General features: G+C 55.7%; 14 protein-coding genes. 9 read left to right on the top strand and 5 right to left on the bottom strand.

Going from position 1 to position 13,079, the window contains the following annotated elements:
- Positions 1-21: 21 nt before the first annotated feature.
- A complete protein-coding gene (locus tag BUS06_RS19025; RefSeq protein WP_074265659.1) occupies positions 22-1,122 on the bottom strand; it encodes an MraY family glycosyltransferase in 1,101 nt (366 codons plus the stop codon).
- A 212-nt stretch (positions 1,123-1,334) separates the two neighbouring features.
- Between BUS06_RS19025 and BUS06_RS19020 the strand changes: the two genes are divergently transcribed.
- The 3 genes from BUS06_RS19020 to BUS06_RS19010 all read left to right on the top strand — a co-directional run bounded on the left by BUS06_RS19020 (position 1,335) and on the right by BUS06_RS19010 (position 4,021).
- The gene (locus BUS06_RS19020; RefSeq protein WP_074265658.1) at positions 1,335-1,721 is read left to right on the top strand and encodes a hypothetical protein; all 387 of its coding nucleotides are present in this window, start codon (positions 1,335-1,337) and stop codon (positions 1,719-1,721) included.
- Positions 1,722-1,891: 170 nt separating this feature from the next.
- Positions 1,892-3,544 carry a methyl-accepting chemotaxis protein gene (locus BUS06_RS19015; RefSeq protein WP_074265657.1) on the top strand — a complete coding sequence of 551 codons (1,653 nt, stop codon included), beginning with the start codon at positions 1,892-1,894 and terminating at the stop codon, positions 3,542-3,544.
- 204 nt (positions 3,545-3,748) lie between these two features.
- On the top strand, positions 3,749-4,021 hold the full coding sequence (locus BUS06_RS19010) for a hypothetical protein (protein WP_074265656.1): 273 nt from the start codon (positions 3,749-3,751) through the stop codon (positions 4,019-4,021).
- 120 nt (positions 4,022-4,141) lie between these two features.
- Here BUS06_RS19010 and BUS06_RS19005 read toward each other — a convergent pair whose 3' ends face one another.
- A complete protein-coding gene (locus BUS06_RS19005) occupies positions 4,142-4,450 on the bottom strand; it encodes a hypothetical protein (protein ID WP_143787553.1) in 309 nt (102 codons plus the stop codon).
- Between BUS06_RS19005 and BUS06_RS19000 the strand changes: the two genes are divergently transcribed.
- From BUS06_RS19000 to BUS06_RS18990, 3 genes are all read left to right on the top strand, one after another.
- Positions 4,449-4,925: a GtrA family protein gene (locus BUS06_RS19000; protein ID WP_167379397.1), complete on the top strand. Its 477-nt coding sequence runs from the start codon at positions 4,449-4,451 to the stop codon at positions 4,923-4,925. The two genes, BUS06_RS19005 and BUS06_RS19000, sit on opposite strands and share 2 nt — an antisense overlap.
- 74 nt (positions 4,926-4,999) lie before the next feature.
- On the top strand, positions 5,000-5,743 hold the full coding sequence (locus tag BUS06_RS18995) for a polyprenol monophosphomannose synthase (RefSeq protein ID WP_074265653.1): 744 nt from the start codon (positions 5,000-5,002) through the stop codon (positions 5,741-5,743).
- The gene (locus BUS06_RS18990) at positions 5,733-7,376 is read left to right on the top strand and encodes a hypothetical protein (RefSeq protein ID WP_074265652.1); all 1,644 of its coding nucleotides are present in this window, start codon (positions 5,733-5,735) and stop codon (positions 7,374-7,376) included. The genes BUS06_RS18995 and BUS06_RS18990 overlap by 11 nt, the downstream gene beginning before the upstream one ends.
- A gap of 79 nt (positions 7,377-7,455) precedes the next feature.
- Here the strand turns inward: BUS06_RS18990 and BUS06_RS18985 are convergent, their stop codons facing one another.
- Positions 7,456-8,364, bottom strand: coding sequence for a glycosyltransferase family 9 protein (locus tag BUS06_RS18985; RefSeq protein ID WP_074265651.1), 909 nt, complete (start codon positions 8,362-8,364; stop codon positions 7,456-7,458).
- Positions 8,365-8,683: 319 nt separating this feature from the next.
- Here BUS06_RS18985 and BUS06_RS18980 point away from each other — a divergent pair, with 319 nt between their 5' ends.
- Positions 8,684-8,866, top strand: coding sequence for a hypothetical protein (locus tag BUS06_RS18980; protein WP_074265650.1), 183 nt, complete (start codon positions 8,684-8,686; stop codon positions 8,864-8,866).
- A gap of 32 nt (positions 8,867-8,898) precedes the next feature.
- On the opposite strand, the gene BUS06_RS18975 is transcribed toward BUS06_RS18980, so the two are convergent.
- The gene (locus BUS06_RS18975; RefSeq protein WP_143787552.1) at positions 8,899-9,123 is read right to left on the bottom strand and encodes a hypothetical protein; all 225 of its coding nucleotides are present in this window, start codon (positions 9,121-9,123) and stop codon (positions 8,899-8,901) included.
- Positions 9,124-9,199: 76 nt separating this feature from the next.
- A complete protein-coding gene (locus BUS06_RS18970; RefSeq protein ID WP_074265648.1) occupies positions 9,200-10,162 on the bottom strand; it encodes a LysR family transcriptional regulator in 963 nt (320 codons plus the stop codon).
- Positions 10,163-10,564: 402 nt separating this feature from the next.
- Between BUS06_RS18970 and BUS06_RS18965 the strand changes: the two genes are divergently transcribed.
- Both BUS06_RS18965 and BUS06_RS18960 read left to right on the top strand, forming a co-directional pair.
- Positions 10,565-11,299: a winged helix-turn-helix domain-containing protein gene (locus BUS06_RS18965; RefSeq protein ID WP_074265647.1), complete on the top strand. Its 735-nt coding sequence runs from the start codon at positions 10,565-10,567 to the stop codon at positions 11,297-11,299.
- 626 nt (positions 11,300-11,925) lie between these two features.
- The gene (locus tag BUS06_RS18960; RefSeq protein WP_074266191.1) at positions 11,926-13,047 is read left to right on the top strand and encodes a porin; all 1,122 of its coding nucleotides are present in this window, start codon (positions 11,926-11,928) and stop codon (positions 13,045-13,047) included.
- The last annotated feature ends 32 nt before the right edge of the window (positions 13,048-13,079 follow it).

The raw sequence follows: 13,079 nt of genomic DNA, 5'->3' as shown, positions 1-13,079 counted from the left end.
GGCGCCCAGTGCTCCTTTTTGTTATTTGCGGCCTCTCCGGACCACCAGCCACCGCGGCGACTTGAACCGCACGATGCTCACGTACAACCACACGTAAGTTGCTGCGAAGACCATCACAAAGCAGAACAGGTGCAGTGTGTGCCGCCAGAACAACGTGGCCGGAACCACAGCCACCAGACATAGCAGCCAGAGGTAGGGCGAGGTCAGCGAATTGCGCCGCGTCAATTCGCGTGCAGTCCGTACCCCAACGGCCCAGCGCATCAACCGCTTGTACACCAGCATGTGGAGATGCACGCCGTCGGGAATTCCCGGTGACATGCCGCGAATAAACTTCTTCCGGTAGATCGAAAAGCACGTCTCGAAGATCGGGTACATGAACAGCAGAACCGGGTACCACGCCGAGACGTCGCGGTTGCGCATCACCAGCATGATCGAGAGTTCGGCGAGCATGAAGCCGATGAAATACGCCCCCCCGTCCCCGAGAAAGATCAGACCGGCCGGGAAATTCCAGATGAAAAAGCCCATCACCGCGCCCATCATGATGAGCGACGCGGACAGCACGACCGGGTCCGATACCTCGAACGCCACATACGCGAGCGATGCGAACATCATGAACGCGACCATCGACGCCAGTCCGTTGAAGCCGTCGATGATATTCACCGCGTTCGCAAGTGCCGCTACCGCGAGCACCGTCACCCCACACGAAATGACTGCGTAGGAGAGCAGAAAATCGAGCGGCGGCACGCTGATTCGCGTAACGGCAATATTCAGCAGGAAGTAGGCGAGGGCCGCTGCGGCCATCGTGCAAATGAGCCGCACGAGCGGCGAAACCTTCTTGGTCAGGTCTTCGACGAGCCCCGACCCGAATGCCGGCAGACCGCACGCCACGAGACCCAGAATGCCTCCGGAGACGGCGGGGTAGGAGTAGTGCAACTGCAAGGCCGACACCACCAGTCCGATCAGAATGCCCGTTCCGCCGATCCGCGGCACTGGGCTGGCGTGAAATTTCTGCACGCCGGAGAGGTCGGTATCGGTGGAGAATTTTTCATGCAAATGCGCGTAGCGCACGATCAACAGGGTGACCAGCAGTGAGACGAGAAACCCGAGCGCGAAACTAAGCATGAAAGTGAGCCTGAGCGAAGACGCCGAATTATACAAACGAAATGTGCGGGCCTCGAAAAGCGCGCCGGGACGGACTACAGTTCAATCAGCGGCCACGGCCAGTGGTCTCATCAGGTCCAGTCGACGGCGGCCGTAGGACTACCGCATCGCCACTGAAAAGAATTGGCCGTTCAGTCATACTTTCGGCTTGTTCGTCTGACAGAGTGCGCCCTATGTTTGGGAAGTTTCACGTTGCTTTCATTCTGCTTTTTGTAGCTTGCGTTGCCATGGCCGATGGTTATTCGCATCCCGTGGTAATGACCGGTGTCACCCAAATGGCCGATACGGCCGAGTTGCATTTCGACCCCGCCCCTGCGCATAGCGGCACGCTGGTCGTTCTTGGTGATCACTCGAAAACACCGCGACAGAGCTATCCCTTTGTCTACAACGTACCGGCACCGCAACACACAGAGGTTGATCCGCCGGTCAACCTCGATTTCACCAATAAGCAAAAACTGACCCTCTTGTGTGATCCACGCTCTGATAACTGCATGGCGACCGGCTATCTGACCATGGGGGAGACGACGTTCTCCATTCTGTGGAAAGTCACCCAGCGGTAACGACAGCCTCCGTCAGTCCCACATACTGACTCCGTCGCTCCCGGCAAACCCCCGCCTGTCATGGATTCCCCCTATCTAGCACGGGGTCCGCTCGTCCGTTAACCCAGAGGCGGCGAAGTGTGAGGGAGCCCAGGTCATGCGCCGCAGGACCAGGACGATACGGAGAAACAATGCTAAATAACATCACCATTCGGGGCGGATTGACGCTGGTCATCGGCGTGTTTGTCGCGTTCTTGCTGACTGTGATTGGAGTCGGTTACGGCGCGCTCAAGCTCGCGAGCAATGGCCTGCAGGATGTGCAGCGCAATTCGGCAGCGCTGACGCATCTGAACGAGAGCTCTGCGAAACTGCTCCAGGCACGCCTCGCGCTGGGCACTTACGAGACCTTGTTTAGTGTCGGCAAGAGCACGGACGATCTGTTGCCGGCTGCGCACAAGGTGCTGGTCGAATCGAATAACGACTTCCATGCCTATGCGGACGGTCCCTTCGGCAGCGCAGACGAGGAGCGGCTCGCGCACACCGTGGCGACGGCACGCGCCGCCCTGGTCGATCAGGCAATCGAACCGGAATTCAAGGCGCTCGCGGACAACGACTTCAATACCTTCCGCAACATCCAGGGCGAAACGGCCAACGGTTTCTACGCCACCTATTCGAAAGCGATTGATTCGCTCGAACAGCTGGAAGCCGATAACCAGCGACTTCAGGCCGAAACGGCTGCTTCGCGTTTTCGCATCTCGACGCTGTTGTTCGCAGCGATCGGTGTGGTTTCGATCGTGATTGGCGTGATGGCGCGCGTCGGTCTTTCGGCCGCCGTGATCAAGCCCGTTAATCAGACCATTCGGCATTTCCAGCGCATTGCCGCCGGCGATCTGACGATTGCAGTGAAGGTGAAGTCGCGCAATGAGATGGGCCAGTTGCTCGCTGCCCTGACGCAGATGCGCGATGGCCTGGTCGACACCGTATCGAAGGTGCGCGGCAGCACGGGCGCGATTACTCAGGGAGCCAAGGAAATCGCTTCAGGTAACGCTGATCTGTCGAGCCGGACCGAGCAGCAGGCGGCCGCGCTTGAGGAGACGGCGGCCAGCATGGAGGAGCTGTCGGCGACGGTGAAGCAAAACGCCGACAACGCGCAGCAGGCTAATCGGCTTGCTCATGGCGCTCTGGAGACAGTGACGCGCGGCGGCACCGTAGTGGGCCGCGTGACGGAGACGATGGACGGCATCACCACCTCATCGCGCAAGGTGGCTGAGATTATCGGCATGATCGAAGGTATCGCTTTCCAGACCAACATTCTCGCGCTGAACGCGGCGGTCGAGGCCGCGCGAGCGGGCGAACAGGGGCGGGGGTTTGCCGTAGTGGCGTCCGAGGTGCGCAGCCTCGCTCAGCGCTCAGGCACGGCAGCGAAGGAGATCAAGGAGCTGATCGGCGAGTCGGCCGCGAAGGTCGAACAGGGCGCTTCACTGGTAGCCGAAGCGGGCAAGACGATGCGTGAAGCGATGCAGTCGGTGGAGCGCGTGACCGGCATCATGGGTGAGATCGAAGCGGCAGCGCTCGAACAGAGCGAGGGTATCGCGCAGGTTAACAAGGCGATTACCCAGATCGACGAGGTCACGCAACACAACGCGGCACTGGTCGAAGAGGCCGCTGCTGCAGCGAAGTCGCTGGAAGAACAGGCGGCTGTGTTGAGAGAGGCGGTGGCGGTGTTCAGGCTTGAAGATGACACGTCGGCAGCGCCAAGCGCGGGCTTTGCTGCGATGCCGTCTGGCGTGAGCGAGAGTTATTCGGGACAACTGCACGGCAGTGCTGCTCTCCAGACTGCCTAAGTGCAAATTTGTCACGCTTTGCATCGACGTTTCGCAATCGATGTTTCGACTGAGGACCGAACTCATGGTATTTTGAATTGACACATGTCCGACCGTCTGTGCGGATAGAATCACGCTGCCTTGGTCCTCTCTTCAGCACTTATGTCCAATTCCTTCTTCCGTTTGCAATTCACGGTCCCCTCCGCCGCTATCTGGCGGGGAACCGTGAAGCAAGGCGCAGCGGCTGCGGGGATCACCCTGCTTGCAGCATGCACGACCGTTTCGACCGTGGGCTCACGGCAGGACGGCCACCTGAGCCTGACGAGTCGCGCGCGCAACTCTTTCACCTCGTGGTCCCATGTCAAAAGCGCTGGATTGAAGCATGCGGCAGCCTACTGCAATGCGCGAAACGCCCAGCTTCACGTAGTCACTGTCCATACCGATAGCGTATGGGGTGTGACGGATGAGATGGTCGAAGTCGTGTTCGACTGTTTCTGAGCGTCAAAACCTTAGCTGCTATAAAGCCGCAGATTCCATTTGCTCGCAAGCGCCGCTACCTGCCAAGGTCGTCGCGGGTGGGAGAATTGAGTACAATGGCCGCTGCTTTGCCGGGCTGTTCTACGGCAAATCGGTAAAACATGCGAATCGGCGGCTGCGGTTCGCGCAGATCCGAAAGGCAGCATAGGTTCCGGCCACAGCGCTCCAGGTGTTAAGCAGTTCGAACACTTGAGTGCCCTCCGCTTTATTCCCCGTGCTTCCGCCTGTCGTCGCATCGTCAGCATTACCGAAAATTGCTTTGAAGTTGCCGTGATGCCGTCCGGCCTCATACTGAGCTGGCGCGGGAAATGAGGTTGGAGATTCCAATGTCAGCGTAGGATTGTCGCCATTGCGATAAGCCGCGTGGGCGGCGAACATGCGGTTAGACATGGAAATCGAGATGAGCGGCTATTTACATTTACCAAAGAAAGTAATTAATCATAGGTTTGTCAAATTTGGCCTGGTAGGTGTTTCGGGTATTCCCGTCAATATTTGCATGCTGTTCGTTGGGAAAGAATGGTTGTTCAGGGAAGTAACCAGCAATTTCCATGGCGTGGACCTGCGATTGAATCTGGCTTTGACAGTCGCGATTCTGGTTTCCATACTGAACAATTTCATCTGGAACCGTCACTGGACATGGCGTGACCGGAAGCATGAAACTGTCGAGGCAAACATTTTCACTGAGTTTCTCCGATATGCCATGGCTTCATGGCTCGGCATTGGCGTACAGTTTTTCCTGACAAATTTCCTGATCGAAATTGGCGCTCATTATCTGATCGCAAATCTGTGCGCAATATTTGTCGCAAGTGGCTTCAATTTTATCTTGAACGATAAATGGATTTTTCATAAAAGAGTCAGAAATTGATTGCGAGTGCCGGCGAACTGGGTTGTTTTTTCGATGGTGAGAGGGAATCGGGAGATGAAATATGGAAAATCTCTATGAAAATTACCGTCTTGGTCCCCACGTACAATGAATCGGGGAACATCGGAATATTGCTCGAAGCACTTAGAAAAGTAAGCGACAGATTCCGCGACGTAAGCTTTAACGTTGTCGTGCTCGATGATTCTTCGCCCGACGGCACGGCAGTGCTCGGAAGGGAGGTCGGTCAGCGACTGAAATCGGACAATTATTCCGTGACCGTCATGGTTCGGGAGAAAAAAGAAGGTTTGGGCAAGGCATATATTTATGGATTCAAGGCAATGATGAATCTAGAAGATGCGCCAGACTATGTTTTGCAGATGGATGCTGATCTTTCCCACAATCCCGAATATATAGATCAATTTATACTTGCGGCAAGGGATGGCGCTGATTTTGTGACCGCTACCCGTTATATTGACGGTGGCGCGACACCGGACTGGAGCTGGTACAGAAAAGTATTGAGCCGGGGCGGTAATTTTTATGCGAAAACCATCCTGGGTCGGGAACTCACCGACTATACCGGTGGGTTCAATATGTACAGCACAAAGCTGCTGACACAGATTGATTTCGATTCGCTCTACAGCGCCGGGTATGGCTTTCTGATTGACCTGAAGCATCGGGCTGCAGTGAAAAGCCGGAAAATTGCTCAAGTACCAATCGTGTTTCATGACCGGCAACATGGTAATTCAAAGATGCCGGCTAGAACGATCATTGACAGTCTGTTTCTGGTTGTGAAAATAAGGCTCGGAAAAAATGGCCGTTGATATACGCGAAAGCAGCAGGACTTCATCTTCTGCTGTGCGATACGCTCGTATTCTCGGATTATTTGTAATCGTATTGCTGATTGCTAGCATTGCTCTGGCACATCTGTATTTGACACCATGGGCAAGTTTGCTTCTTTATAATGGCGATTCGCTAACGCTGGCTCTCATTGCAAAATCTGTCCGCGCTGGGGAAAGTTTTCATTGGATCTTATCCTCCCAGTTGTTCTTGTTTCCGGAAGGGTTGTTCTACGCAGTGAGCAGTATTCTGGTGCCTGTTACCAAGTATACGTTTTTGTTCAATGCTTTTCTTAATCTGGTTACCTTGTTTGCGCTATATTTTCTTATAGCGAAGTCGATTCTAAAAGACACAGGTAGAAGCGAGGCTTTCGCCATATCCGGATTGTGTCTCGCGGTTTTTTATATGCTCTGCGAGGTACAGCCTGAGGTAAATCGACGAACCATTGCCTCGGTTTTTCTGATCACAACCTACTACTACGGTGTGATTCTTGCGTCGTTGCTTTTACTTTACTTGCATATTGAACTTATAAAGCGGAGCAACGCCAATGCCAGCGGCCGGGTGAATGGACTGCTCGGAGGCTCCATCGTGGTGGTCACCGGGCTGACTTATTTTTCGGACCCGTTGCTGTTACTTCAGTTTTCTCTGCCTTTCCTTGCAACGGTTTTCCTGGTGTGGGCTATCCGGCGACTCCCATTTCGTCAGCTGGTGGTGGCCATTGTGCTTCAATTGTTTGGCCTGATTGCTGGTCAGATATTTCGTCACCTATGCCGCGATCTGGTAGGAAACGCCGTCGCGGGCTATATCGATTTTGGGAAAATTACCGCCAGCATCATGGATTGCTGGAGTGTCGTAGTGGAAATCGCAAGGAATGGCCTGAGCCTGCTCGAATATAGCGTCATGGCCGGAGTGTTCTTGATTTCCGTAGGGGTGGTGATAGTCCTGTGTGCGAAGGGACGGCGGACTTTTTTTCATGACGACAACACTTTGAGCACAATTGCTCTTATCGTGGCGTTTTTTGCTGTGATTTGCCCGCTATCTACGATATTTGGAACAATCGCTAGTGGGAATTCGTACACGCGTTATTTTGTTCCGTTGGTGTTTATCCCAGCATTGGGCTTAATCCCCTTGTTTTATGTATGGAAAGGTTTTTCCCGCGAAAAGACGCTCGCGTTCTTTTTCGTTTTTGTCTTGATTGCGTTTGTCTCGTATGTGCCTTCGCGACTGTCTAGTGCCGAGGCAGCTAGCTATTCAGATTCAGAGTCTGTTGATTGCTATAATCATTATATGAGTCAGCAGCCGTTCAACGCCGTCGGTGGATTCTGGACTGTCAGGGCACTTGATTTATATTCCACTTCTGGTAGTCGAGTGTTGCAGCTCGCAGGCCTTGGCCGTATGAGATGGATGAACAATAGCTCCCCATATTTCAATTTATTTTTCAACGGAGTGATAGTAGATAAATCGAACGGTCAACGGGCGCCGAACTTCATCTACGCCGAAGATGTGGCGCCGCTTGGGGCGTACACAAAGAAACTAAGCTGCCAGCAGTTCGATATCTATTACTACGCTGAAAATTCACCGGGATTCCGTCTGCTGAATTCCGCGCTGAAGAAATAACCGCGGCAATATATTAACTTCCTTGTACGGGGGCGATCCAGCCATGCAGGGTCGCCCCCCATCACGCATAACAACGCCCTCAACCCCGCTCCGCCGCCTCCTGCAATTCCGAAAACGCCTTCACGACGCGAGACACCGGCAAAAAATATTTCCAGAGTTTATCCTTCGCGATTTTCCCAGGCAAAATCGGGAACGGCAGCACAGCTCTGCTCTCAGTCCAATCGGGTCGCCAGCGCTTGGCAATCTTGTTTCGAACCATCAGCGAAACCGCCGGCGTCCCTATATTGGATGCCAGGTGCGCGAGACCGGAGTCGTTGCCCACAAATCGACCCGACTCATAGATGTACGCGGCAACATCGCTCAACGACTGGAAATCCGGCATCCCGAAGCCACGAGCTTCCACATGACGCCACGCCTCCCGCTCATTCGGGGCCAGGATGAACTCTGGCTGGAACCCTCTACTGCGCAACTGGCTGGCTAACGCAACGAAGCGGCGCGGCACCCACATCTTCCCCTTCAAGGTTGCGCTTGGGTGAATCGCCACGCGCCCGGGATTAGCCCTCATCCGCAAGTGGCGGGGTGCCTGACATCCATTGCCACGAATGACGTCTTTCAGGCCAAGCTCGTTCTCGCAAATCTCAACGTGAATGTCGACCATGCTCTTCACCTGACGGAAGATGGGCCACTCGTCCATCACCAGCACTCGACGGTGCCAGTCACGTGTATTCCCAACCACGTTACGCGGGTAGGTGTGCAGCACCACGTCGAAGTCACTGTAGGCGGCATACGCCTCATCATCCTTCGGAGTGCGATGAATCTCGAAGTCCGGGAACCAGTCGCGCAAGGAGTACATGTAGTCGCCGAAAACGACGACGCGATGACCGTTTCGCGCCAGGTTATTGACAACGATCATTGCCAACAGAGAGTCGCCCAGGGACTGAGACATCTGGAAGGCTACGCTCTGACCCATTTCGATACGATTTGTCATGAATGCGCGGTATTTGAGCTCTAGGGCGTTTAGTTAAATACTTCCACAGGTCGTGCGCCGGTTCTTTCACACGCTCTGCTCCGAACGGATTTACCGCCCATGCATGGAGTGCGGCGGCGCACGTTGTAGGCGACATCTTACTCATATGTCGTGTCGACTGTTCGATGCACCACCAAGCCGAATAAAGTGCCCCATCTCGTTTCGGACAAATTCGAGGTTCTGGCCGCACATTCCGCTTGCACATGTGCGCCGGACAACGTACTTAATCCGGGCCGCGCGCACAATACGATCTCCTCTTCAAGGAAAGCGAGGTGAGATCATGGAAAACACAATCTATTGGCATGATCGCCAGGTCGGAATCGAATGCGCGGGACGAATCTCATGGTTTCCCTCTGCACCGACAGAGGCGATCGAGGAGTATGAGCTGCATGCGCATGCAGAAGTGAAGGCGGTGACCGTCGACAGCGACAAAACGGCTAGCATCCTCAGGGTCGCGAACTAAGACCCTTTCAGGCGAAACGCCCGCCCCTCGCGCTAGTTGTCCGAAACGTAGATCTCGACAGCCTGCGGACGGGTGAACTGAAAAGTGTTCACCCGCGCAGCGCGCACGTCGAGAATGAGCTGCGCTAGCAACTCAACTTCCTGCCGTTCAAATTCAACATCGCCGCCCGGCGTGGTCTCAATCTTCTGCAACCAGCGCCGACGCCGATCCATTAAATATGCGACGGCGCTTGCACGCTGCATAAAGAAGCGATCCATTCGACATGTACGTCAATATTGATCAGACGAAACTATAGCGTGGCGATCGCCGCAGCGCATTCGTCCGACCACAGCCTCAGATGGAATGCGGTTCGCGAATCAAACCATGCCCGAACGCATCCAGCTCGCTTTCCTGCGCAGCCAGCGAGAGCGGTACCTGTTCCCGAAAAAACTCCACAAGGGTTTTGATCTTGGCGTCGAGGTAGCGTCGTGACGCGTACAACGCGTAGACGTTGTTGGCGCGCAGACGATGCTCAGGCAGCACGCGCACGAGGCTGCCGTCGCGTAGCGCGGGAAGCGCGACCGAGATGGGCAACGGCCCGATACCCATCCCCTCGCGAATCGCCTCTGCCAGCGCTTCGGAAACATTGACCGTGAACGGCACCGGCCGCGCGAGACGAAACACAGGATCGTCCACATCTTCGAAATGCCATTGTCCGAGCGGAACATCGGGCAGCACCAGTTGCAGGCACGTGTGCTTGTTGAGGTCCGCGAGGCGCAGGGGAGTGCCATGCCTGGCCAGGTATCGCGGCGAAGCGCAGAGGATCGTATAAAGACTGCCGATGCGTTGCGACACCAGTGCCGAATCTGCCAAGCTGCGCGCCACCACCACCGAAACGTCGAAACCTTCGTCGACCATATCGGGCACACGTTGCGCGAGTACCAGTTCGATCAGAACGTCAGGGAAACGCCGGTTATACCGCGCAATCAGCGGCGCCAGATGGTGCTGTCCAAATGTGGTTGTTGCGTGAACCCGCAGCTTCCCTGACGGCTGGCCACCCGCGCCTGCCGCTTCCGCTTCCGCCAGATCGACCTGCGCCAGAATCTGCTCGCAGTGTTGCAGATAGCGTTCGCCGGCTTCGGTCAGCGACATATGCCGTGTTGTTCTATGAAGCAGACGCGTGTGCAGCCGAGACTCGAGGTCGGTGATCGCACGCGACATCTGAGGCGTGCTCACAGAGGAGAGCGACGCCGCTTTGGTGAAGCTGCCCGCCTCGACGACTCGAACGAACATCCGCATGCTTTCCAACGTATCCATCGGAATCCTGACTACAGAAATAGGGGGTGACGCAGATACACGCCAGGCAGTGGGGTGGGGCCCTGACGTCGCTTCCGGGACCGGTGGCCTCCGGTCTGCGCGCACGTACGTTCCTGCATTGAGCTTGATGGACGGATTGAACCGTGACGCGCTGGCGTTTCGGGAATAGGCCCTTTCGAAAACTTACCCGATTGTATCTTGATGGGTATTTCCAATATTGCTGTGATATCGATCAAAACAGTATTGCAACACTCGAAATGATTCCGGTTTTAAAGGATTGTCGGTAATCATGGTGCCTTGACATGCACGCTGAATGTGCCTAAATCAGATAGGACGCTGCCACGTCGCGCACGCTGTTTGCGAGTTGCGAGTATTGTTTACGCGAGTTATTGAGCGGGAAGAATGATGAAGCTGGTCACACTCGAGAATGATCCGGATAATCCATGGTCGATGACCACTATGCTTCGGCATGCCGGTTATCACTGTCGCGGCTATGGCAGTCCTCATGCGCTGATCGATAGTCCATGGGTACTCGAAGCCGATCTGGCAATTGTCGATAGCGACGCAATGAAGCTCGACAAGCGGCTCGTTTTGTATCTGGCGGAGATTTTCTGGCCCGACCGGAGAATGCTGCTGGTCGGAAGCGACGAGCGCCGGCTGAGCCAGATGATCCGCGAAAAGGATGGGCTGCTTGTCAAACCCGTCTCCGCGCGAGCGTTGGTCGCGTCAGTGAAAAGCACTCTCAGCGGAACGTGGGATGGCTACGCCACCACCACTGCCACCCAGTTTGGCCGCTACGCCTTCGAGACGCGCGGGCGAGGCGTGCTGGTGGGTGAGACACGGGTTCCCCTGACGCAGAAGGAGTACCAGCTGGCCCTGATCCTCTTCAGGAACCTCGCGAGGCCCGTGTCACGCGTCTACCTCGCCGGGGCCGTGTGGCGGCACAACGAGCGCATCAATGCCCGCACGATGACGGCTCACATCTCCGCGATCCGCTCGAAACTGCAGTTGCGCGACGACGGCGACTTCGTCCTCACACCCATCTACAACTACGGTTACCGGCTCGACCCGGTATCTGGATACCAGTCGCTCAGCCAACCGCACACTTCGCCGCGGATGCCCGCCGAAGCATTCTGACCGTCCGCATCACCGTCCCCGTCCCTGTAGTTCCCGAACCTCGCGCGCCCGCTGGCGCAGCGAGGCGGGCGTCGTTGCGCCCGTTTTCAATGTCATCAGATCAGGAAAATAACTATTGCTAAATTAGCAATTAAATTCGCATTGATATTGCACGTGCGGCGATTGTTAGCGAATTCGATAATCAGCTGTTTCCGGTTTTATTTCTAATCGCCACGATGTGAAAAATTTTGCCGCTTTAGCGCTGAGGCATCCTGTTATGTGAAATTCGATGGCATCCGATTGACAAATGGAGTGCCGAGTTTCTTTCAATCAGGTTGTGTTGCGGTTTGGGGACATGCGATTAAACCGGACTGGATTGTTGTGCCTCCTGAAAGGTGTTTTGGTAGACTGGTAACCAAAGTAGTAAAAGAGACACAATTAAAAGTAGTTTTGCTCCACCCATTGGGCGGATTGCAGACAAGAGACCGGCTGCGAGGCGCCACGCCCGCAATTGCCGAGACGAATTTCTGTGCCCGTCCTCCACGTGAAGCTCCTAATAAGTTGATGCCCATTCGGGTATTGCCGGCGAGGCAATACCGCATGTAGTCGGTCATTCCTTTTAAAACGGTATGGAGGAGAGGATGAAGGTGAAGAAGAGTTTGGTTGCCGCCGCGTTGATGTCGGTCGGTGTGGTCGCGCAAGCTCAAACGAGCGTCACGCTGTATGGCCGGCTGGATGCCGGCATCGAGTATATAAACGGCTTGCCGGGCAACAACGGTACCGGGTCTACCTCGCGTTGGCGGCAGGAGAGTGGCGACTGGGGTACGAGTCTGTGGGGCCTCAAAGGCTCCGAGGATCTGGGTGGCGGTACCAAGGCCGTGTTTCAGTTGGAAGGTGCGTTTAGTACTGCTACAGGCTCGCTGGGTTTGTCGGGCTCTCTGTTTGACCGGATTGCTAACGTCGGACTTTCGAACGACCAGTTCGGTACGTTCCTGATGGGACGTCAGTTGCAGATCGCTAACGGCGACTGGGACTTCGATCCGTTCGGCCAGTCGAACTGGTCGTCGGCCTCGCTGGTTCGCGGCCGCAACTGGGAACACACCAGCAACAACCTGTCGTACCAGTCGCCGAAGATCGCTGGCTTTGACGCGTATGGCCAGTATGGCCTCGGCAACTCCACCAACTGGAATGAAGGCGTAGCCGGTGCGGCAACCGGCCGTAGCGACGGCCTGCAGGTTACGTATACCAATCCGTTGTTCCAGGTGCGCGGTATCTACGACGAAATTCGCGACCCGCTCAACGGCCAGCTCGACAATCCGTTCACGGCATCGCGTGAATACTTCGTCGGTGCAAACCTGTTCCTCGGTCAATTCAAGGTCCAGGCCAGCTATACGGCTGAGCGCACCTCGGGTGGCGTGGTCACGCCAGTCGGTTCGCCAACGTCGCCGAGCACGGCCGACATGGAATGGGGCGGTGTGACGTGGCAGGCCACGGCGGCCGCGGCGCTGATTGCTGCGGTCTACCACGTGAACACGAACAACGGCGGCGGCAACGCAACCATCTACACGGTGGGCGGCACGTACAACCTGTCGAAGCGTACCTTGCTCGATTTCCAGGTTGCGCAAGTGCGTAACAGCAGTACCGCCAACTTCGGTCTCGATGCCAACAGCGAAGGTCCTGGTGGCCTGACCAACGGCTCGTTCAACGAGAACCCGACGCAAGGTCGTACCCAGACCGGCGCGTACGCAGGCATTCAACACTCGTTCTAACGTAACGGAAACTGGCAGCGGCGCTGGCACTG

This window comes from Paraburkholderia phenazinium (assembly GCF_900141745.1).
Lineage (GTDB): Bacteria > Pseudomonadota > Gammaproteobacteria > Burkholderiales > Burkholderiaceae > Paraburkholderia > Paraburkholderia phenazinium_B.
The sequence above is the reverse complement of the archived record's forward strand: the minus strand, read 5'-3'. Positions and strand labels throughout refer to the sequence as shown.

Excerpts from the sequence above, each read along its gene's own strand:
- BUS06_RS19025 (WP_074265659.1), bottom strand. The coding sequence starts at position 1,122 with ATGCTTAGTTTCGCGCTCGGGTTTCTCGTCTCACTGCTGGTCACCCTG.
- BUS06_RS19020 (WP_074265658.1), top strand. The coding sequence starts at position 1,335 with ATGTTTGGGAAGTTTCACGTTGCTTTCATTCTGCTTTTTGTAGCTTGC.
- BUS06_RS19015 (WP_074265657.1), top strand. The coding sequence starts at position 1,892 with ATGCTAAATAACATCACCATTCGGGGCGGATTGACGCTGGTCATCGGC.
- BUS06_RS19000 (WP_167379397.1), top strand. The coding sequence starts at position 4,449 with ATGGAAATCGAGATGAGCGGCTATTTACATTTACCAAAGAAAGTAATT.
- BUS06_RS19005 (WP_143787553.1), bottom strand. The coding sequence starts at position 4,450 with ATGTCTAACCGCATGTTCGCCGCCCACGCGGCTTATCGCAATGGCGAC.
- BUS06_RS18995 (WP_074265653.1), top strand. The coding sequence starts at position 5,000 with ATGAAAATTACCGTCTTGGTCCCCACGTACAATGAATCGGGGAACATC.
- BUS06_RS18990 (WP_074265652.1), top strand. The coding sequence starts at position 5,733 with ATGGCCGTTGATATACGCGAAAGCAGCAGGACTTCATCTTCTGCTGTG.
- BUS06_RS18985 (WP_074265651.1), bottom strand. The coding sequence starts at position 8,364 with ATGACAAATCGTATCGAAATGGGTCAGAGCGTAGCCTTCCAGATGTCT.
- BUS06_RS18980 (WP_074265650.1), top strand. The coding sequence starts at position 8,684 with ATGGAAAACACAATCTATTGGCATGATCGCCAGGTCGGAATCGAATGC.
- BUS06_RS18975 (WP_143787552.1), bottom strand. The coding sequence starts at position 9,123 with ATGGATCGCTTCTTTATGCAGCGTGCAAGCGCCGTCGCATATTTAATG.
- BUS06_RS18970 (WP_074265648.1), bottom strand. The coding sequence starts at position 10,162 with ATGGATACGTTGGAAAGCATGCGGATGTTCGTTCGAGTCGTCGAGGCG.
- BUS06_RS18965 (WP_074265647.1), top strand. The coding sequence starts at position 10,565 with ATGATGAAGCTGGTCACACTCGAGAATGATCCGGATAATCCATGGTCG.